The organism is Mesorhizobium sp. M4B.F.Ca.ET.143.01.1.1 (genome assembly GCF_004792275.1).
Classification (GTDB): Bacteria; Pseudomonadota; Alphaproteobacteria; order Rhizobiales; family Rhizobiaceae; genus Mesorhizobium; species Mesorhizobium abyssinicae.
This window is the reverse complement of sequence record NZ_SRSR01000002.1, coordinates 39,454-58,198: the sequence shown is the minus strand read 5'-3', so window position 1 is coordinate 58,198 and position 18,745 is coordinate 39,454. Positions and strand designations below refer to the sequence as shown.

Sequence of the window (18,745 nt, the reverse complement as noted above, 5' to 3'; positions counted from 1 at the left end):
TCGGGAAGAGGTCGGATGCCTTCGATCTGTCCTTCACAGATCGGCAGGCAATCCGGGTGAGGGGGCTCTTTCCTACCTGCGATCGTCCGCCCGCGAACGGGAGGATGCATTTGTGACGAGACGGCTGACAGTCAGCGACCTGCAAAGCCAGAAGGGCGGCCGCAAATGGCTGCAACTGCATGTCGACACGCCGGCCGAGGCGGCCGCCGCGGTAGCCTGCGACATCGTCATCCTGTCCTGTGAGCCCGACCACAATCTGGAATTGATCCGCCAGGCGGCACCCTTCGCCTTCCTCTCCGTCGGCATGCCGCACGGCGCGGTCGCCTCGCCCGATGAGGCGGTGCGGCTGGGCTTCGCCATGATGAAGCGCGGCGCCGATGCGGTCTATTGCTCGCATTCGCCGCGCTTCATCGAGGCCATGGCGGCGGAGGGCATCCCGGTCACCGGCCATGTCGGCCTGGTGCCGAACCGCGCCACCTGGACGAATTTCCGCGCTGTCGGGCGCACCGCGGACGAAGCCTTCAAAGTGCTGCGCGCGGTAAAGGACATCGAGAATGCGGGCGCGGCCTGCGTCGAGGTCGAGGTGGTGCCGGTCAGGCTCGCCGACCACATCACGCGCGCCACCCCGCTGACCACCATGGGCATGGGCTGCGGTACGGCCTGCGACACGCAGTATCTGTTCTCCTGCGATGTGCTCGGCACCCATGCTGGCCACTATCCGCGCCACGCCAAGCGCTACGCCGACTTCGTCACGCTGGAGGCCGAGCTGCAGGAAAAGCGTATTGCCGCCTTCCGCGCCTTCGGCCGCGACGTGGTGGCCGGCGCCTATCCCGAAGCGAAGCACCAGGTCGACATGGACGATGCCGCCTACGACCGCTTCCTCACCCTCTCTCAATCTTTGTGAAACCGGGGCCCTGTGAGATCAGCCATGGACGACTTGCAATACGGCACGCGCAACAAGCGAGGCGACTGGGCGCCGAACGAGCCGGCCGGCACCGCGCCCCTCTTCGTCTTCCCACCGCGGCCGCTGGCGGTGCTGAAATGGCTGCCGAGCTACTTTCTGCCCTACAATGTGCTGTTCGCGCTGTCGGCGGTGGCGTGGTGGCGCTTCGTGTTGCCCGACGTCGAGGTGATGAAGACGCTTTCCGTCGGCTGGATCCTTTGGCTGTTCGTCGTCAACTGCGCAGCGCTGCTTGTCTTCTTCGGCGTCTTCGAGCTTCGACTCTACATTTTGAGAGCCCAGGGCAACCGCTTCAAATACAACGGCAAATGGCCGTCGGAGCAGAAGAGCAAGGCGTTCTTCTTCGAGAACCAGAACCTCGACAACATGCTGCGCACCTTCGGCACCGGTATGCCGATCTGGACGGCGATCGAGGTCGCCATCCTCCATGCCTACGCCAATGGCTACGTGCCGTGGCTGAGCTTCGCCGAGCACCCGCTCTACCTGTTCCTGCTGGCGCTGGTGGTGCCGATCATCCACGAGACGCATTTCTTCCTGCTGCACCGGACGATCCACTGGGGGCCGCTCTACAAATGGGTGCATTCGGTGCACCACAATTCGGTCAACCCGTCGCCCTGGTCGTCGCTGTCGATGCACCCGGTGGAGCAGCTCGGCTATCTCGGCGTCGCCTTCTGGCACCTGATCATCCCGTCCAACCCGCTGCTCGCGCTCTACCAGCTCCACTATGCCGGCTTCGGCGCCATTCCCGGCCATGTCGGCTTCGACAAGGTGGAACTGACCGAGGACGCGAGCGTCGATAGCCACGCCTACATCCACTACCTGCACCACAAATATTTCGAGGTGAACTACGGCGACGGCCTGATCCCGTTCGACCGCTGGCTCGGCACCTTCCACGACGGCAGCAAGGACGGCGAGGCCCGCATGCAGGCCCGCTACGAGAAGAAGAAGGCGCGCGCCAACGCCGCCGCCAAATGACAGCCCAGTGAATGCTATCCCGAAAGGGCCGGAGACAAAGCGGGGTGAACCGGCACCCATCCGCAAAGGGAGGAAACCCGTGAAGAAACTTCTGATCTCGACCGCGCTTGCCGCGCTGATGGCGATGCCGGCAACCGCCTTCGCCGCCAAGATCGGCGTCTCGATCGTCAATTTCGACAACAACTTCCAGACGCTGCTGAAGAACGGCATGCAGGCCCGCGCCAAGGAAAAGGGCGCCGACATCCAGGTCGAGGACGCGCAGAACGACGTCGCCAAGCAGCTCGATCAGGTGAAGAACTTCATCGCCAGCGGCGTCGACGCCATCATCGTCACCCTGGTCGACACCAACGCCTCAAAGTCGCTGAGCGAGGAGGCCGCCAAGGCCGGCATTCCGCTGGTCTTCGTCAACCTCGAACCGACCGACATGGCGAACCTCCCGGAGAAGCAGGTCTATGTCGGCTCGAACGAGGTCGAGTCCGGCACGCTGGAGGCCTTCGAAGTCTGCAAGATGCTGCGCGCCAAGGGCAAGTCATCGGGCGCCACCGCCTACATCGTCATGGGCAGCCTGGTGCACCAGGCAGCGCTGCAGCGCACCAAGGATGTCGAGCAGGTCTTTTCGACCGACATGTGCAATTTCATCAAGGTGACCGACAAGCAGTCCTCCGAGTGGTCGCGCGACAATGCGCAGAACCTGATGACCAACTGGCTGACCGCCGGCCAGGCGCCGGATGCCGTCATCGCCAACAATGACGAATCCGCCATCGGCGCCATCCTGGCGCTGAAGGCCAACGGCATCGACATGAAGAACGTCGTCGTCGGCGGCATCGACGCCACGCAGGACGGCCTCCAGGCGATGAAGGCGGGCGACCTTGCGGTGACGGTGTTCCAGAACGCCAACGGGCAGGGCGGCGGCGGTGTCGATGCCGCGCTCGCGCTCGCCAAGGGCGAGAAGGTCGACCGCGTCGTCTACGTGCCGTTCGAGCTGGTCACCCCGGCCAACGCCGCCGAGTACCTCAACAAGAACTGATCCTACGACCAAGCCCTCCGGGCGGTCGTTACAGCCGTCCCGGAGGCTCGACCGAAATCGACAGGGAAAGAAGAATGACCAGCTGGATCAGGGCCTGCGGCCTCGACGACATCGAACAGGAAGGCGCGCGGCGCTTCGACCATGGCGGCCGCACCTACGCCGTCTTCCGCTCGCCCGACAACGAAGTGTTCTGCACCGACGGGCTGTGCACGCACGAGGCGGTGCACATCGCCGACGGCCTGGTCATGGACTACGAGGTGGAATGCCCGAAACATGCCGGCGCCTTCGACTACCGCACCGGCGCGGCCAAGCGCCTGCCGCCTTGCATAAATCTCAGGACCTATCCGGCGAAGGTCGAGGCGGGAGAGGTAATGGTGGAGGTGGGGTAGGGCGTTGAAGCTGCCAATCTCCTCCCTTGCGGGGGAGATGCCCGGCAGGGCGGAGGGGGTCGGTTCGACTGGGCTCTACCTCCTGCGGCGGATCAGGCTGGCGCTCCACGCGCGGCGACCCCCCTCTGTCGCCTTCGGCGACATCTCCCCCTCAAGGGGGGAGACTGGCGCTAAATCCCCGAGCCGTCCAGCAGCGACACGTCCTCCCCCTCCCAGGGGCTCGGCATCGAGCCCCGGCCTGCCGTGGGCAGCGGCATCCAGCATTTCAATTCCGGTTCGGCATATTCGACCACGCGGCCCGGCTGGGAGTCGGAGGAGCGCCAGCCTTCTTCGCCATGCTGGTCGGCGCGCGACCAATAGGCCATGTCGACCTCGGCCGGTCCCTGTTCGGTCGGCCGCACCGTGACCAGGATCCGGCTGCCATCCCTCGGCGCGCTCGCCATGTTGCGCCAGCGATCGGGCTCGTCCATTCGCATCTCCTCCTGCATTTATGGCCGCCATCGTGCGGCGTGGCGGCATGCCATTCTTGTTCGTTTTCCGCCGGAAGGCCACAGGGGATCGAATGGACCACCGAACTTTCCGCAGCTCACCGCGTCCCCGTGCCAGCTTTGCTGACAGCCATATCATTCGCCGCTAATATTCCGGCATGAGCGACGGACTGCTGGCAGGCGCCACCCATCTCGGGCCGGTTCATCTCAGGGTGATCGACATTACGGCGGCCTTGCCCGTCTGGCGCGATGCGGTCGGGCTGTCGCTGCTTGGGGAGGATGACGCGGTGGCCGGGCTTGGGGTCGACGGCAAGGCGCTTATTGTGCTGCATGAAGGCGCCGAGGTCGCGCTGCCGCAAAAGGCGCGCGGTCTCTTCCATGTCGCCATCCACGTCACGACGCGCCGCGACCTCGCGCATGCCGCCGCCAGGCTCAAGGCCTCCGGCCTCAGATACAGCGCCCAGGATCATCTGATTTCGGAATCGCTTTACGTCTCCGACCCTTCCGGCAACGGCATCGAGATCTGCTTCGACACACCGGAGCGCCTCGCCGACAGGCAGGAGGCGCCGGATGGCCGCGTCACCCTGATCGCCACGGACGGCAGCGCCCATTCCGGCCTCGAGCCGCTGAATGTCGCCGCCCTGCTGCGCGATCTCGGCAATTCCGGTCATGTTGAGGCAAGACTGCCGGCGAATGCCTTCATCGGCCATATCCATATGCGCGCCCGTTCTCCCGAAACACTGATGGCGTTCTATGTGGGCGTGCTCGGCTTCCGGCCGCATATCCAGTCGAGGGCCTTCGGCCTGTTCGACTGCGGCACCGACCGGCGCCCGCACATGGTTGCGTTCAACATCTGGGCCCGCGATGAATTGAGGGAACCGCCAGCGGACGCGGCGGGGCTGCAGCGTTTCACGGTCGTGCTCGACGCAGCCGATGAGCTTGCCGCCGTGGCGGAGCGGCTCGGCCAGGCCGGCGTGCCCTTCGGCGAGGCGGGCGGCGCGCTGGACTGCGCCGATCCCGAGGGCAACCGGCTGCGCATGGTGGTCGCCGGCACCTGAGTGGCGATGGGGGAGGGTGGCATGTCGATCAAGGTCATCGGCACGGGCTTTGGCCGGACGGGTACGGATTCGATGCGCAAGGCGCTGACAATCCTCGGCTTCGGCCCCTGCCATCACATGTCCGAAGTGATGGCCGACGGCGAGCAGAAGCGGCTGTGGCGCGCGCTGGCAAAAGGAGCGGCGCCCGACTGGCGCGCGCTGTTCTCGGGCTACAATTCCTGCGTGGACTGGCCATCGGCGCATTATTGGCCCGAGCTGATCAACATCTATCCTGACGCCCGCGTCATCCTCACCTGGCGTTCGCCGGAAAGCTGGTGGGAGAGTTTCGAGAAGACCATCCTCGTCGGCATCGGCCAGACCCAGGACCAGGATGCGCTCGGCCGCACTTTGGTCGCTGCCCGAGTGTTCGGCGGCAGGCCGCATGACCGCGCGCATGCGATCGACGTCTATGAGGCCAATGTCGCCGCCGTCATGGCGACGGTGCCGCGCGAGCGCCTGCTGGTCCACCGCCTCGGCGACGGCTGGGAGCCGCTCTGCGCCCATCTCGGCGTTGCCGTGCCTGACGAGGCCTATCCCAATCGCAACAGTACGAAGGAATTCCGCGCGGCGCTGGTGAGGCGGTAGGCAGTAGGCAATAGGGAATAGGGAATAGGGCGGTGGGAAGATAGTCCTGAACGCTCTCGCCGTACTGCCTACTCCCTACTCCCTACTCCCTACTGCCTACTGCCGTCTTCCTCCCTAGTGCGCGGTTCCCGCGACTTTGTTCCGTCGAGACGTGACCGCCTCCAGCAGGTCGCGCTCGCTGGTGTGAGCATTTCGAAAAATGGCCACAACCATCTCAGCCAGAATTTCGGCGTCCGGCCCCAAGGGGTCGAGATGCTCATCCGCGCAGATCTGATCGAACACGCGCTCGCAGATTGCCAGATCGTGGGGGCTGAAGCAGGTGCCATTGAAACGCCGGCGTGGCATTTTGCGAACCTTTCAGGGCCCGCTGCGCGTGGTTGCGGCGGGCTTTTTACCGGGGAACCGCCGAGGCGATGGAGCGCCCGAGTAACAATATCGTCGACAGTATTGCCATACGACTACTCAGGACCCGGCAGCTGCATCGTCAACAGGCCCAAGATCTGTGCGCATTCGCGAGCCTTGTACTGCCCGGCGATCATCAACTGATAGTAGTCTCGCCGTTTTTCATCGGGGACACGAAAGCCGCGCCGAAATGCGGCGGCCTCCTTTGGAGTCCTGGTGCAGCCGAGTTTGCTGGCGCTGACCTTCAAACTCGCCAGTGAGCATCCGATCCTGGCAGCAATATCTTTCAAGGGTTCATTGTTAAAGTACCCATCAAGAATGATTTTGCGGCGAGCCTCCGCTTTGAGCTTTGCGTTCATCTCGTGGTCTCCTCAACTACGCTTTCACGATGCCAGATTTTATACGCACCGGGGTGAGGAGTGTCGTTATCGTCACATCCATAAACTTATCTCGGAATGCATTTCTTGCTGACATCCAGCGTGATGATGGCCGCTTCTGTGGACTTCAGTTCCGCCAGTCTTGCCAAGTGCCTGTGGTACACCACATGATTGACGTGGGCGCATGGGTATACCGGATTCGGATAGGTACCCTGCGATGGATGCTAAGAAGCACGGCGAGGCGCGCGCGAGGCAAGCGCCGGAGCGTGATCGACGTCGGTGGCCGCGCGAAGCGCAACCTCACAACGAGGTTGCACCGTCACTTGCGCCGGCGCTCGACCCTTTGCCATTTTCAACGCGCGAACTGGCGCCGGAGCAGCAGTTCGCCGCCTGGCAGGCGCATATGGCACCGCTTGTCGAGGTCAAGCTGCCGGACGACAAATCGGCCGACGATGGCTTTCCTGCCGACCATACGGCCTGGAACTTCGGCCGCATGCTGATCGTTCAACAGCGCACGCCGGCGTATAGCTACATGCGCTCCGCCGCGAAGCTCCGGTCCAGTTCGATCGATCACTGGTATATCGCCTTGCCGCGCACTGGCCGGTCGTGGACCGAGGTCGATCGCCGCGTTGCGGAAAACCAGCCGGGCAAGTTGGAGATCAGATCGCTTGGCTACCCGTTTCGCGGCAGGACAACGGAATCCGAAAGTCTCTTCGTCTATCTGCCGCGTGACTTGTTCGCCGACGCGAGGGCAACCCTGGATGCGAAGAACAATTCAGTCCTGTCTGGCAACTTTGCCGACCTCTTACTCGATTATCTCAACAGCATCGAAGCAAGGTTGCACAGTCTCACGGCTGACGATCTCCCCCGCATCGTGCATGCGACGCGCAGCATGATCATTGCTTGCCTTTCGCCCCCGGCGGAACATGCCGCGGCTGCCGAACAATTGGTCAGCGTGGCGTTGATGGAGCGCGCCCGCCGATACGTCCAAAACAATCTGGATGCGGCCCATCTGACACCGGATTCAATGTGCCGTGCGCTCGGCGTCTCGCGCTCCCGTCTCTATCAGCTGTTCGAACCGAGCGGTGGTGTCCTCCACTACATACAAAGTCGCCGGCTCCTGGCAGCCCATGTCGCGCTTGGCGATCCGGCGGACAGCCGGCGCATTGTCGATATTGCGGAAGCCGTCGGGTTCAGTTCAGCGGCCAATTTCAGCCGGGCATTCAGCAAGGAATTCGGTTACAGCCCCCGCGAAGTCCGAAGTTCCGCGGTGCCGCCGCGCCCCGCCCACTCTGTCCCGCTTGCCGAGCACGACAGGGTCTCGTCCTTTGAAGGCTGGCTGAAGGCGCTAGGAAGCTGACTCTGGGCTCAAAACCGGCTTGGCTGGGCAGGGAGCTGCTCCGCCTCATGGGATACAATATTTCGAATCGCTTCCACCACGGCATCAGTCATATAGCTGAATTGCCGCCAATTTTCGATTTATTAACGAACTGTGACTGTTCATCGTTATCGATAACTTGCTACCCTTCACAACCGAGCATTCATCGCAATTGCGCCGCACGCGACGCTTGTTGATACGGCGCGCTGAAAGTTTGCCAAGCTTGATAGTTATGCTATTTCTAAACTGGGGGACGCGAACTCGCACCGCCTATGGAGGTGGCTCTTGCGCCCAGAGGCATCAGGCGTCGGCACGCAGAGCGAGGGCCCTTCCTCGAGCGATGTTCCACGTGCCGGCGAACCGCTTCTCGCTGACCTTTTGGCGAACACGACCGAGCTGCTGTCGTTCTATGATCGCGACTTCCGCCTGACGCACTACGCCACCAGCCTCAAAGGCCTGTATGGCGGCGCGGTGGCGCTGGGCGCCGCCATTTGGGAGATCTACCCGGGCTTCCTCGATTCCAGGTGTCGCGACGAATTTCTTCGGGTGTTCCAGGGCGGCTCTGCGGCAAGCATCGACCTGCCGCGATCGTCGGGCGAAGCACCCCGATCCGTTTTCGTCTTCGGCACCGCAAATGGTGTGGGAATCGTCGAATCACGAGAGCGCGGTGGGCGCAGCGCAGCGGACGAGCAGGAGCATGTGATTCTGCTCCACCAGGCGACGCACGACGTGCTGACCGGACTGCAAAATCGGCGGCGATTCGGCGAGCGCCTGCAGCAGGCGCTGACGACCGTTGGCGGACCAAAGCCGAAAGCCGCCCTGCTGCAGATCGACCTGGACGATTTCAAAGCGGTCAACGACACGCTCGGCCATGGAGCCGGCGACACGCTTCTTCAACTTGCGGCAGGTCGCATCCGCGACGCGCTGCAGGACGGCGAATCCGCCTACCGCTATGCAGGCGATGAGTTCGCTGTCATCCAATTGGGCAAGGAGCAGCCGGCCGAAGCCGAGCGCCTCGCCGGATTGCTGGTCAATGCGTTCAAGGACCCGTTCGTCATCAACGGCATTTCTGTCTTCGTCGGCTCGAGTATCGGAATTGCTTTCGGGCCGGAGCACGGGGCAGATGGCGAGCAACTGATGAAAGCCGCCGACATTGCTCTTTACGCAGCCAAGACGGATGGACGCGGCTGCGCTCGAACGTTCAACCGTTCGATGCTGCTCCTGCTCGAGCAACGCGAAAACCTGAGGCGCAGCCTTCGAACCGCGCTGGAGCGGAACGAGCTTTATCTGGAGTATCAGCCGCTCATTCGGGCCCGTTCGTCGGTGGTCGGTTTCGAAGCGCTGTTGCGGTGGCGGCACCCCGAGATCGGGATCATTCCGCCCGGCGTGTTCATCCCGATCGCCGAAGCCGATGGTTTGATGGATGAGATCGGGAGATGGGTGCTCGAGCAAGCCTGTCGCCAGGCATTGACGTGGCCCTCGGCGCTGACAGTCGCGGTCAACCTGTCGCCGGCTCAGTTCCTTAGCGGTTCGCTGACGGACACGGTCGCCCAGATCATCGACGAAGTTGGAATTCGCGCCGACAGACTAGAGCTGGAAATAACCGAAACGGTTCTTCTCGAGAGGACGATCGACAATATCGACACGTTAAATACTTTGAACGTCTTGGGGATAAGAATTTCGCTCGACGATTTTGGAACGTACTATTCGTCCTTGAGCTACCTTAAGAACTTTCCCTTCGACACTTTGAAGATAGACCAATACTTCATCGCGGATCTGGAAACGGATCTCAAAAGCCAGACGATCGTGCGATCGATCATCAATCTGGCGCACGGCCTGGGAATAAGCGTCACCGCCGAAGGGGTTGAGACGTCGGCGCAGGCACGGTGGCTGACCAAGGAGAATTGCGATTGCCTGCAGGGTAATTTCCTGGGACGGCCGCTCGGAGCCGAGGCGACCAGCGATTTCATCGGGCGATCCTCGCCCAAGGCGGTGCGGGCGATGGAGGAATCGAATCGGGCGCTCTAGCCCCTTGCACCCTTTGTAAAGTGGAGAGTTGTAAAAGCGATCGAGACAGATACCGCGCAACCCTTGTCATGCGGGACTGGCTCATCACGAGGCGGCGGAATTTCCGTCTCGGAGGTCATCGCGCCGCCATGGCTCAATACGGATGGAATAGGAGGATGCCGATGGGAGCTGTTCATCATGACTTGGCTGGCGAGCCGACTTTTGAGCCGATGATCCAGATCGACATGGAAATCAGAAATTTTGTCTCCGCCTGGAGGCACTGCGATTATGTCTCGACATACGTGGCCCGGATGATCAGCCAGACGAGGTCAGACTCGGTCCGGCATTCAAATCTCTTTTCCTCCGCCTTCAACGAATTGCTGGAGGTTGCCTTTCGCACGCGCCATGGCGACGGCGAACTGGCATGCAGGGTGTCGCGCCATGGAGCGACGGACAGGATCGAGCTGACATTTCCTTGCGTGGCGGAGGAGCGCCAATTCTACAAGGAAGCCGTAAGCCAGGTCGCGGGATTGGAAGCCAGGGAGCGATACGTCAGTTCCGTGTCTGGGGATATCGCGCCCAGCCGGGAGATCGTACTCCTGGAACTGGCTGTCGACTACAACGCGACACTGAGGGTCGAGGAAGCCGACGGCGATGCGATCAAGTTGGTCGTGGATCTTCCGCTCGAGGGCTTTGAACATTGAGCCCTTACAGCCTTCTCCCACGCTTCAAGGCGCAATACGACGCGAACAGCCAGGAATTCTCCATATCCGGGGTGGTCCGGCCTCAGGCGATCGACGAGCTTGCGCCCAGCCTGGCATTGCTGCGTGACGCGATCGGCCGTGTGCGCGGCGTTCTTTACGTCAATGTCAGACGCCTGACGCAGATGAACAACGCCGCGTTTCACGCCTTTTCGAGGATCATCATCGACGCTTGTCGCGCTCGACCCGATCTCAAATTTGTCGTCATCACGTCGAGCGTCGTCGGCTGGACCTCGCGAAAATTCAGTCGCCTGAGCGGAATCGAACCGAACATCACGGTCGAGGAGTATGACAGCGAATTCTATCCGGGGCAGGGCTTCCTCGAGGAAGGCGGGTTCGTTCCAATCCTGCGCACGCAGACAAAGATGACCTGGCGCCACGAGCGCGCAATCTTGCCGCGACACGGCATGAGGCCAGGGATCGTCATGGCCGACATCTGTTGCGGGATCGGTGATTTCGCCGTGCTCGTGCAGAAGGAGTTCCAGCCATCGCGGATCGTCGCCCTCGACCACTCCATGTCCAGCCTGAACTATGCTCGACAGGTGATGCGGGAGTTCGATATCCGGGGCATCGAATACACCTATGGCGATGCGTCGGAAATGCTGCTCGATGAAGCGCAATTCGACTTGGTCACCTGCCGGCATTCCCTTCAAATCTTCAATCGGCCGGAACTCATCCTTAAGGAACTCTACCGCATATGTAAGCCAGGCGGGCGGGTCTACATCACCAACGAGAAGAATTCGCATTGCCTCGGCGAGCCGCGCGCCGAAAGCATTCGTTGGACCTACAACGAGGTGGCGAAGCTGTTCGGGCATTTCGAGATGGACGTCGAGCTTGGGCCCAAGAGTAGGCGATACCTGATCGAAACCGGATTCGAAGACATCCGTGTCGAGACCTTCATGGTCACCAACCTGGACGGCGATCCGCAGGACTTCGCCGATGTCATCGTAGCCTGGGCGGATGTCTATGCGGGCGAGATGGCGGTGAGACGCGGCGACGGACCGGAGTTCGTCGCACGGTTCCGGCAGGGTTTCCAGGACCACATTTTCGCGGCGCTACATCCCAAGGGTTATGCGGGTTGGCCGATCTGGGTCGCATCGGGGCGGCGACCGCAATGAAAGCCGACAACGAACCTGCACCGCGTTTCGGCCTGCGCTCCTTTCGAGCGAAATTTGTGTTGGTCGTTGGCGGCGCGGTGCTGTTCGACCTCCTGCTGAGCGGCGGTCTGGCGCTTTGGAACGTTCAAAAGCTGTCGAGCGATGCCACGTCGGAAGTCGGCGAGGGCCTGACGACCGCAAACCAGGAGTACATTCGCTCCTATGCCGAGTCGACGGCGTTGAGTGTCGACCTGCTGCTCGATCGGGTCCATGGCGACGTCAAGGCGCTGGCCGGCGTGCTGCAGGGCCAGATCGATGATCCTACGCGGCAGCAACAGGTCGGAGCGACGCTTTCGCATGAAGCGCCGGGCTCCGTGAAGGTCGTCTACGACGCGCAAGGCGATTGGGCGCAGAACCTGCCGGGCGCGCCGTCCGTGATAAGCGTCTGGGGCTACCTGCTGGGGGCCGACCACAATCCGTTGCCGAGCGTCCAGCAGGAAATAGAAGACAGTACCGTGCTGGATCTCGTCGCGCCGACGCTCATGGCCAGCGGGTCGTCCAAACTGCAGATGTACTATATTGGTCCAAAAGAGCGGCCGATCTTCAGGACGGTGCCGTATACGGACCAGGCACAGACCTTCGACCGGCTCTATCCGGGCCATAACAAGGCCGAGTTCTGGGAGTTCTTCTTTCCTGGGATCTATGGGTCGTGGCAGCAATGGGCCAAGGATCCGGCCTCGCGTCCGGTCCCTGACGACATCACCCAGACAGCGCCCTACACCGATGCAATCACGGGAAAGCTGATCGTCAGCTTTTTCCACCCGCTGTGGACGCGCGATCGCACCGGTATCGCCGGCACGGCGGGGGCAGACATCACGCTCGATCAGCTTGCGGAAGTCGTCGAACGTGTGAAGATCGCCGAAACCGGGTTTGGTTTCCTCACGATGTCGAGCGGCAACGTGGTGGCGATCAATGCGTCGGGCCAGGCGATCATCGGCCTGACGTCATCGAGCGATGCGGGCGCGCAGGGCGTCACCGGCCTGGAGAGGTCCCTGCGCGGAAGCACGCAGCCCGCCATCGCGTCGCTGCCTCTCGACCAGAACAATGACGGTGTCATTCAGCATATCATGCTCGACAACAAGGGCGAACGCGTACCCTACATTGTCGTCCTGAAGAGATTGAAGCCAACCAATCTGTGGAGTTCGGGACCGATCAAGCCCGAAACGATGTCGGTCGGCATCGTCGTGCCCGAACGGGAGATCTATGCATCGCTGTTCGCCGCGCAGCAGAGCATCTCCCGCGCAACCAATCGTATCCTGCTCTTCCAGATCGGCGCGATCGTCGTTTCGCTGCTGATTGTCTTTGCGGCGGTGCTCGGGATTTCGAAGCGCATCACGGCTGGCCTCAGGTCGCTTGCCAGTGCCGCCCAGCGCCTCCAGTCCAAGGACTATTCAGTCCGCGTGAGCATTCCAACGCGCGACGAGGTAGGAGCGGCAGGCATCGCCTTCAACCGCATGGCCGAGGAGATCAGCTTTCACACCGAAAACCTCGAGCAGCTCGTCGATGACCGAACCAGGGAACTCGGGGACGCAAACCTGGAGATTTCCGCGCTCAACGAAAAGCTGCGGGACGAGAACGTCCGCCTCGGCGCCGAACTCGCGGTTGCCCGGCAGATCCAGATGATGGTCTTGCCGAAACCATTCGAACTCGAAGCGATTCCCGGGCTGGAGATCGCAGCCTACATGCGGCCGGCCGACGAGGTCGGCGGCGACTATTACGACGTTCTGCAGAACGGATCGCGGGTCAAGGTCGGCATCGGCGACGTGACCGGTCACGGCCTCGAGAGCGGCGTGCTGATGCTGATGGTCCAATCCGTTGCGCGTGCGCTGCAGGAGGCCAACGAGGCGAATCCGCACCAGTTTCTGAATAGGCTGAACAGCGCGATCTACAAGAACATCGAGCGGACCAACACCGACAAGCATCTTTCGCTGGCTTTCCTTGACTTTGAGGATGAGCGGGTCACGCTATCCGGCCAGCATGAGGACGTTCTCGTCGTGCGCGCGGATGGGGAAGTCGAACGCATCGATACGCTTGATCTGGGTCTGCCGGTCGGTCTGGAGAGCGACATCTCGCAGTTCATTGACACGCGTGACATCCGGTTCGGCAGCGGCGACGTCATCGTCCTGCACACTGACGGTGTGACCGAGGCGGAAGACCAGAACAAGAGACTGTTCGGGTTCGAGCGTCTCTCCCAGAGCGTGCAAAGACGTCACGGCCGAAGCGCCGAGGAAATCAAAACCGGGATCGTCGACGATCTGATGGCCCATATCGGAATCCAGAAGATCCACGACGACATCACCCTTGTGATCATAAGGCACACCTAGGCAATGACCGCGCTGTTCGGCACCCCTGACATTGCAATCGGGATGAGGGAGAACGTCAGTCGCGTGCGGCTGTTCGACGGCCCTCTCGACCTGAGTTGGCGTCACTGCGCTACGACCTCGGACTTCATCGCCGATCTTTTCGCATTGCGCTTTCAGTCGTCTCGCAATGACTACTTGGAAGTGCGGCATAGCATCGGATATCTGGTCAACGAGCTCATCGAAAATGCCGTCAAGTTTCGCGCCCCGGGTGAGATCGTGATCGAGGCGTCGATGGATTCGGAGTGCTTCAAGCTCAAGGTGTCGAACGACATCGATGGTCAAGACGCGTCCGAGTTCCAAACTCTCCTGGCCGACATCACGGTTGGCGACCCCAAGGACCTGCTGATACAGCGAATAGAAGCGAATGCCGCGAACCCCGACATGTCGGGCTCCGGGCTCGGACTGCTGACCTTGATGAGCGACTATGGCGCACGCCTGGCCTGGATATTCAGCTCAGCGGACGAAAGCGATCGGGTTTGCCTGGAGACATACGCCTCCATTCCGATCTCGCAAACTCAAAACTAGAAGAAACGAAACCAGGCTATGGAAATCAAGACAGACGATTACCGTGTGTGGATTGAGGGAAGCGATATATTTTTCGACGGTTCAATGCGGCTCGCCAGTTCACAAGCCGGTGCGCCCATCACGGCCTTGGCGACCAGTGTGCTTGCGTCAAATCCCGCTTCCATTACGCTCAATTTGAAGGACCTTCACTTTCTCAACTCTTCCGGCATCAACCTGCTGGCGAAATTTACCATCGAGGTGCGCAAGCATCCTGATGTTCGGTTGGTCGTGCGTGGAACGCCCGACATACCCTGGCAATCGAAATCATTGCCGAATCTGAAGAAGCTGCATCCGGCCCTGGTGCTTTTGATGGACTGACCGGGTCGCCGTGAACTGGCCAAGGCCCAAGTGGCTCGCGACAATCCCGGATAACATTTGGCGTCAGAGAGCGCCGCACTGAGCGAGATATGTACCCCAGGATAAGTATTTGGATGCGGGGCTAACGACAAATCGGCCCCGTGCGTAGATGATTGCAATGACTCGGCGGGGGCTCGGCACAGGCGGCAGGCATCCAGGTTGGGGGGATGTCGGGCCGCCTGTGCCGACAAGCCGCCGCCGCGTGGTCAAAGGTGGCGTCATTGAGTAAGCGAGCCAAGGTCAACAGCGGCCGGCTGGAGTTCATCCCGCCGCAGATCCCGACTCGGGTCGAGCAGCCGCCCGAAGATGAGGGATGGGTTCACGAAGTCCATCTTGACGGCTACCGGACGCAGATCATCATCGATAAGGGCGGGGTGCGCCTCTACAGCAAGAACGGCCGTGACTGGACCACGAAATACTGGCCCATCGCGCTGGAAGTAGAGCTGCCGTGCCGGTCCGCCATTCTCGACGGCGAGGTCATTGTGCCGGGCGAGCAGGGCTCTCCCGACCGCCCCGCGCTGGAAACCGCGATCTGGCACGAGCCGAGCCGGCTGGTCTTCGTCGCGTTCGACATCCTCCATCTTGACGGTCGCGATCTGGCCTCGTTGCCGCTGCTGCAGCGCAAGCAGGCGCTGTGGCAACTGGTCGAGCCCGGCCTCGGCAGGATCCAATACAGCGAGCATTTCGAGGGCAGTGCGCTGGGCATCATCCGCGCCACCGAGAAGATGGGGCTCGAAGGCATCATCTCGAAACGCGCCGACAGCCGCTACAGCAGCGGACCGTCGAACACATGGCTGAAGGCCAAATATTCCGCGCCCATCCCTGCGTAGCCGTCCCGGGCAAGGCCCAAGCGTGCGAGGCCACTTTAGGCCGCCGCCTCAACCGGAAGGCCCGCAGCCTTCCATTCGGGGTAGCCGTCCTCGAGCCGATGAACGACATACCCTCGCGCCCGCAATGACGCGACAGCCTCGAAGGACAGAACGCAATAAGGACCGCGGCAATAGGCGATGACCTCCCGGTTGGCGGGAAGCTCCGCCAGCCGGCGTTCAAGGTCAGCGAGCGGAATGTTGAGCGCCCCCGGAAGATGTCCAAGCGCAAATTCGTCCTCCGACCGGACGTCGAGAACCGTGACAAGACCGTTATGCAGTCTTGAGACAAGGTCTTCGCGCGACACAGCCTCCAGCGCGTCGCGTGCGTGGAAGTAGTCGGCCATGACGCGATTGACCTCGGCGACGTTCCGCTCGCCCACGCGCCCCAAGGCCTTCATCAACTCAACGACCTGGGTATCTCCGGCAAGACGGTAAAGCACATGCTTGCCGTGCCGCCGCGCCTCGACAAGGTGCGCGCGCCGGAGGATCTGAAGGTGGCGCGAGGCGTTGGCAAAGCTGAGGCCCGCCCGTGCCGCAAGCCCCTCGACATTCCGTTCACCCTGGGCGAGGTGCTCCAGCAACTCCAGCCGGTGCGCATGCCCGAGAGCTTGAGCCAGTTCGGCAAGGCTGGCGAAAACCGCCTGTTTTGGTCCGATGCTTGACATGCCTTCTTCTCGATGGAACATTCAGCAGAATAATTGAATGTTATCTCGGGCGAGGCAGGGAGTGCAAGAGTCATGATCCTCCGTCAGTTCCTCCATTCCGATCCCGTCGCTGCATCCTACCTGTTCGGATGCGGAGGCAAGTCGGCAGCCGCCGTCGTCGATCCGGTAGGCGATATCGCGCCCTATCTTCGAGTTGCCGAAGCGACCGGCATGCGCATTCTCTATGTGGTCGATACGCACATCCACGCCGACCACATTTCCGCCGGGCGGACGCTCGTCGCAGCCTCCGGCGCGGAATACATGCTGTTCGAGGGCGCGGAAGCCGGTTTCCCATTTCGACGCGCCAAGGACGGCGAGGTAGTCGAGCTCGGCAACGTGACCATGACCGTCATGCACACGCCCGGGCACACGCCGGAGCACATCTCGCTCCTGGTCACGGACAGGACACGCGCGGCCGAGCCATGGTTCGTGCTGACGGGCCATACTCTCATGGTTGGCGATCTCGGACGAACCGAACTTGCAACCAGTGCCGAGGACGGCGCGCGGACGCTGTTTTCGAGCGTGCGCCGCCTCAAGCAACTGCTGGATCACGTCGAAGTGCTGCCCGGCGCCTACTCCGGCTCGGTCTGCGGGCGCTCGCTCAGCGGCAAGCCGACATCGACGATTGGCTTCGAGAAGCGCTTCAACAAGGCGTTCCGCATTGATGACGAGGACGCTTTCGTCGCCACGATGATCGCGGACATACCGCCCCCGCCGCCGGAGGCGGCGCGCAACCGTGCCGCCAACGCGGGTCTCGCCGCCGCCTCGGCCTGAGCAATGAACGAGGGGGCATCAGTTTCGCCAGGCTCGACTGTCAGGCTTGGGCTCAAGGAAAACTGGCGGCAGTTTGCCCTGCTCATGCTGGTGAATGCCTTTGTCGGCGGCATGGTCGGGGTCGAACGAACGGTCGTGCCGCTCATCGGGTCGGAAGAGTTCGGCATCACCTCGACGACACTCGTCGTCTCCTTCATCGTCAGCTTCGGCGTGGTCAAGGCGCTTGCCAATCTGGTCTCGGGCCAACTCGCGGACGCCTGGGGACGCAAGCGCGTTCTCGTCCTCGGCTGGCTTGTCGGCCTGCCGGTCCCGTTCATGATCATCTGGGCGCCGAGCTGGGGATGGGTGATTGCGGCCAATGCCCTGCTCGGCATCAACCAGGGGCTCGCCTGGTCGATGACGGTCATCATGAAGGTCGATCTCGTTGGCCCGAAATCGCGCGGCCTCGCCGTCGGCCTCAACGAATTTGCCGGCTACCTTGCCGTCGGCGTGACGGCGTTCCTCACCGGCTATCTCGCCTCGCGGTATGGTCTGCGTCCCGCGCCGATCTATCTCGGCCTGGGCTACGCCGTGATCGGCGCCGTGCTGTCGATCTTGCTCGTCCGTGACACGCGCGACCACCTCAGGCTGGAGGCGTCCGCCCACAAGCAGCAGTCCGCGCCGATCAGCTTCCGGGAGGTGTTTGCGCTGACCTCGTTCAGGGATCGCAATCTGTTCGCGGCATCGCAAGCGGGTCTCGTCAACAACCTAAATGACGGCATGAGCTGGGGTATTTTCCCGTTGTTCTTCGCCTCCTTCGGGCTTGGCGTCGAGCGCATCGGCATCCTGAAGGCGATCTATCCCGCGACCTGGGGAATCCTGCAGGTCGTCACCGGCCCCTTGAGCGATCGCTGGGGTCGCAAAGGCCTGATCGTCGCCGGAATGTGGGTTCAGGCCGGCGGCCTGTTTCTCACCGCGGCCACCAGCCGGTTCGAGTGGTGGCTCGTCGGCAGCCTTCTGCTCGGCCTTGGAACGGCGATGGTCTATCCAAGCCTGATCGCTGCGGTTTCCGACGCCTCGCATCCAAGCTGGCGCGCCCGTTCGCTTAGCGTCTATCGGTTCTGGCGCGACCTCGGCTACGCGATCGGCGCGCTCTCCGCGGGCCTCATCGCCGATCGCTTCGGGCTCTCATGGGCGATCACGTCGATCGCCGCACTGACGTTTTTCTCGGGCGCGATTGTCGCCGTCGCGATGCGCGAGACCGCCAAGGGTTAGCTGGCCTGAATGATCTTTTTCACCTGTTGCCGGTCTTCCGGCGACCACTGCTCGGGGTTCTCCTGATGAGCGATGGCGGCGTGAAGCTCGATGTGTTTCCACAGTTCAGTTTCGGTCTCAGCCGTGAACGATCCCGGACAGGCTTCCATTCCAGGGTAGTCCTTGCACCGATATGAATAGGCCATATCTACGCCTCCCTAGTTTGCCCAGTTAGCAGGCGAGGAAGCGGCTCGCTTGTCAATTCACAGTTTTCGAA

At 62.0% G+C, this 18,745-nt stretch carries 21 protein-coding genes; 16 read left to right on the top strand and 5 right to left on the bottom strand.

Features of this window, described 5'->3' with window-relative positions:
• Positions 1-112: 112 nt before the first annotated feature.
• From EN786_RS04360 to EN786_RS04345, 4 genes are all read left to right on the top strand, one after another.
• On the top strand, positions 113-904 hold the full coding sequence (locus EN786_RS04360; protein ID WP_127286339.1) for a 3-methyl-2-oxobutanoate hydroxymethyltransferase: 792 nt from the start codon (positions 113-115) through the stop codon (positions 902-904).
• Between the two features lie 24 nt (positions 905-928).
• Complete coding sequence (locus EN786_RS04355; RefSeq protein WP_127286340.1) at positions 929-1,936, top strand: sterol desaturase family protein; 1,008 nt, start codon at positions 929-931, stop codon at positions 1,934-1,936.
• A gap of 79 nt (positions 1,937-2,015) precedes the next feature.
• Positions 2,016-2,963, top strand: coding sequence for a substrate-binding domain-containing protein (locus tag EN786_RS04350; protein WP_127286341.1), 948 nt, complete (start codon positions 2,016-2,018; stop codon positions 2,961-2,963).
• Positions 2,964-3,037: 74 nt separating this feature from the next.
• Complete coding sequence (locus tag EN786_RS04345) at positions 3,038-3,352, top strand: MocE family 2Fe-2S type ferredoxin (RefSeq protein ID WP_127286342.1); 315 nt, start codon at positions 3,038-3,040, stop codon at positions 3,350-3,352.
• Positions 3,353-3,522: 170 nt separating this feature from the next.
• On the opposite strand, the gene EN786_RS04340 is transcribed toward EN786_RS04345, so the two are convergent.
• Positions 3,523-3,822 (bottom strand): hypothetical protein, encoded by a 300-nt coding sequence (locus EN786_RS04340; protein WP_127310928.1) that lies wholly within the window; start codon positions 3,820-3,822, stop codon positions 3,523-3,525.
• Positions 3,823-3,998: 176 nt separating this feature from the next.
• On the opposite strand from EN786_RS04340, the gene EN786_RS04335 reads away from it, so the two are divergent.
• Both EN786_RS04335 and EN786_RS04330 read left to right on the top strand, forming a co-directional pair.
• Positions 3,999-4,898 carry a VOC family protein gene (locus EN786_RS04335; RefSeq protein WP_127284463.1) on the top strand — a complete coding sequence of 300 codons (900 nt, stop codon included), beginning with the start codon at positions 3,999-4,001 and terminating at the stop codon, positions 4,896-4,898.
• A gap of 21 nt (positions 4,899-4,919) precedes the next feature.
• Positions 4,920-5,522 carry a sulfotransferase family protein gene (locus EN786_RS04330; protein WP_127284464.1) on the top strand — a complete coding sequence of 201 codons (603 nt, stop codon included), beginning with the start codon at positions 4,920-4,922 and terminating at the stop codon, positions 5,520-5,522.
• Between the two features lie 114 nt (positions 5,523-5,636).
• Here EN786_RS04330 and EN786_RS04325 read toward each other — a convergent pair whose 3' ends face one another.
• On the bottom strand, positions 5,637-5,867 hold the full coding sequence (locus tag EN786_RS04325; protein WP_127284465.1) for a hypothetical protein: 231 nt from the start codon (positions 5,865-5,867) through the stop codon (positions 5,637-5,639).
• Positions 5,868-5,980: 113 nt separating this feature from the next.
• Entirely contained in the window at positions 5,981-6,283 is a 303-nt protein-coding gene (locus tag EN786_RS04320; RefSeq protein ID WP_127284466.1) for a hypothetical protein, read from the bottom strand.
• A gap of 235 nt (positions 6,284-6,518) precedes the next feature.
• Between EN786_RS04320 and EN786_RS04315 the strand changes: the two genes are divergently transcribed.
• From EN786_RS04315 to EN786_RS04280, 8 genes are all read left to right on the top strand, one after another.
• On the top strand, positions 6,519-7,661 hold the full coding sequence (locus EN786_RS04315; protein WP_127284467.1) for an AraC family transcriptional regulator: 1,143 nt from the start codon (positions 6,519-6,521) through the stop codon (positions 7,659-7,661).
• 396 nt (positions 7,662-8,057) lie between these two features.
• Positions 8,058-9,707 (top strand): bifunctional diguanylate cyclase/phosphodiesterase, encoded by a 1,650-nt coding sequence (locus EN786_RS04310; protein WP_127284476.1) that lies wholly within the window; start codon positions 8,058-8,060, stop codon positions 9,705-9,707.
• Positions 9,708-9,868: 161 nt separating this feature from the next.
• Positions 9,869-10,390: a ubiquinone biosynthesis methyltransferase UbiE gene (locus EN786_RS04305; RefSeq protein ID WP_127310436.1), complete on the top strand. Its 522-nt coding sequence runs from the start codon at positions 9,869-9,871 to the stop codon at positions 10,388-10,390.
• On the top strand, positions 10,387-11,565 hold the full coding sequence (locus tag EN786_RS04300) for a class I SAM-dependent methyltransferase (protein ID WP_127310432.1): 1,179 nt from the start codon (positions 10,387-10,389) through the stop codon (positions 11,563-11,565). The genes EN786_RS04305 and EN786_RS04300 overlap by 4 nt, the downstream gene beginning before the upstream one ends.
• Complete coding sequence (locus EN786_RS04295) at positions 11,562-13,928, top strand: SpoIIE family protein phosphatase (protein WP_127310431.1); 2,367 nt, start codon at positions 11,562-11,564, stop codon at positions 13,926-13,928. Before EN786_RS04300 ends, EN786_RS04295 begins: the two co-directional genes overlap by 4 nt.
• Positions 13,929-13,931: 3 nt before the next feature.
• A complete protein-coding gene (locus EN786_RS04290; RefSeq protein WP_189340528.1) occupies positions 13,932-14,492 on the top strand; it encodes an ATP-binding protein in 561 nt (186 codons plus the stop codon).
• 18 nt (positions 14,493-14,510) lie between these two features.
• Positions 14,511-14,849 carry a hypothetical protein gene (locus EN786_RS04285; protein WP_127310430.1) on the top strand — a complete coding sequence of 113 codons (339 nt, stop codon included), beginning with the start codon at positions 14,511-14,513 and terminating at the stop codon, positions 14,847-14,849.
• A gap of 206 nt (positions 14,850-15,055) precedes the next feature.
• Positions 15,056-15,718, top strand: a complete 663-nt coding sequence (locus EN786_RS04280; RefSeq protein WP_245478294.1) for an RNA ligase family protein — start codon at positions 15,056-15,058, stop codon at positions 15,716-15,718.
• A gap of 35 nt (positions 15,719-15,753) precedes the next feature.
• On the opposite strand, the gene EN786_RS04275 is transcribed toward EN786_RS04280, so the two are convergent.
• Positions 15,754-16,422 carry a metalloregulator ArsR/SmtB family transcription factor gene (locus EN786_RS04275; RefSeq protein WP_127310434.1) on the bottom strand — a complete coding sequence of 223 codons (669 nt, stop codon included), beginning with the start codon at positions 16,420-16,422 and terminating at the stop codon, positions 15,754-15,756.
• A gap of 72 nt (positions 16,423-16,494) precedes the next feature.
• On the opposite strand from EN786_RS04275, the gene EN786_RS04270 reads away from it, so the two are divergent.
• Complete coding sequence (locus tag EN786_RS04270) at positions 16,495-17,235, top strand: MBL fold metallo-hydrolase (RefSeq protein WP_127310429.1); 741 nt, start codon at positions 16,495-16,497, stop codon at positions 17,233-17,235.
• 3 nt (positions 17,236-17,238) lie between these two features.
• Complete coding sequence (locus EN786_RS04265; RefSeq protein WP_135908010.1) at positions 17,239-18,489, top strand: MFS transporter; 1,251 nt, start codon at positions 17,239-17,241, stop codon at positions 18,487-18,489.
• Here EN786_RS04265 and EN786_RS04260 read toward each other — a convergent pair.
• On the bottom strand, positions 18,486-18,674 hold the full coding sequence (locus tag EN786_RS04260; protein WP_127284475.1) for a DUF1059 domain-containing protein: 189 nt from the start codon (positions 18,672-18,674) through the stop codon (positions 18,486-18,488). The two genes, EN786_RS04265 and EN786_RS04260, sit on opposite strands and share 4 nt — an antisense overlap.
• Positions 18,675-18,745 lie beyond the last annotated feature (71 nt).

Excerpts from the sequence above, each read along its gene's own strand:
- EN786_RS04355 (WP_127286340.1), top strand. The coding sequence starts at position 929 with ATGGACGACTTGCAATACGGCACGCGCAACAAGCGAGGCGACTGGGCG.
- EN786_RS04345 (WP_127286342.1), top strand. The coding sequence starts at position 3,038 with ATGACCAGCTGGATCAGGGCCTGCGGCCTCGACGACATCGAACAGGAA.
- EN786_RS04340 (WP_127310928.1), bottom strand. The coding sequence starts at position 3,822 with ATGGACGAGCCCGATCGCTGGCGCAACATGGCGAGCGCGCCGAGGGAT.
- EN786_RS04335 (WP_127284463.1), top strand. The coding sequence starts at position 3,999 with ATGAGCGACGGACTGCTGGCAGGCGCCACCCATCTCGGGCCGGTTCAT.
- EN786_RS04330 (WP_127284464.1), top strand. The coding sequence starts at position 4,920 with ATGTCGATCAAGGTCATCGGCACGGGCTTTGGCCGGACGGGTACGGAT.
- EN786_RS04325 (WP_127284465.1), bottom strand. The coding sequence starts at position 5,867 with ATGCCACGCCGGCGTTTCAATGGCACCTGCTTCAGCCCCCACGATCTG.
- EN786_RS04320 (WP_127284466.1), bottom strand. The coding sequence starts at position 6,283 with ATGAACGCAAAGCTCAAAGCGGAGGCTCGCCGCAAAATCATTCTTGAT.
- EN786_RS04315 (WP_127284467.1), top strand. The coding sequence starts at position 6,519 with ATGGATGCTAAGAAGCACGGCGAGGCGCGCGCGAGGCAAGCGCCGGAG.
- EN786_RS04305 (WP_127310436.1), top strand. The coding sequence starts at position 9,869 with ATGGGAGCTGTTCATCATGACTTGGCTGGCGAGCCGACTTTTGAGCCG.
- EN786_RS04295 (WP_127310431.1), top strand. The coding sequence starts at position 11,562 with ATGAAAGCCGACAACGAACCTGCACCGCGTTTCGGCCTGCGCTCCTTT.
- EN786_RS04290 (WP_189340528.1), top strand. The coding sequence starts at position 13,932 with ATGACCGCGCTGTTCGGCACCCCTGACATTGCAATCGGGATGAGGGAG.
- EN786_RS04285 (WP_127310430.1), top strand. The coding sequence starts at position 14,511 with ATGGAAATCAAGACAGACGATTACCGTGTGTGGATTGAGGGAAGCGAT.
- EN786_RS04280 (WP_245478294.1), top strand. The coding sequence starts at position 15,056 with ATGTCGGGCCGCCTGTGCCGACAAGCCGCCGCCGCGTGGTCAAAGGTG.
- EN786_RS04275 (WP_127310434.1), bottom strand. The coding sequence starts at position 16,422 with ATGTCAAGCATCGGACCAAAACAGGCGGTTTTCGCCAGCCTTGCCGAA.
- EN786_RS04270 (WP_127310429.1), top strand. The coding sequence starts at position 16,495 with ATGATCCTCCGTCAGTTCCTCCATTCCGATCCCGTCGCTGCATCCTAC.
- EN786_RS04265 (WP_135908010.1), top strand. The coding sequence starts at position 17,239 with ATGAACGAGGGGGCATCAGTTTCGCCAGGCTCGACTGTCAGGCTTGGG.
- EN786_RS04260 (WP_127284475.1), bottom strand. The coding sequence starts at position 18,674 with ATGGCCTATTCATATCGGTGCAAGGACTACCCTGGAATGGAAGCCTGT.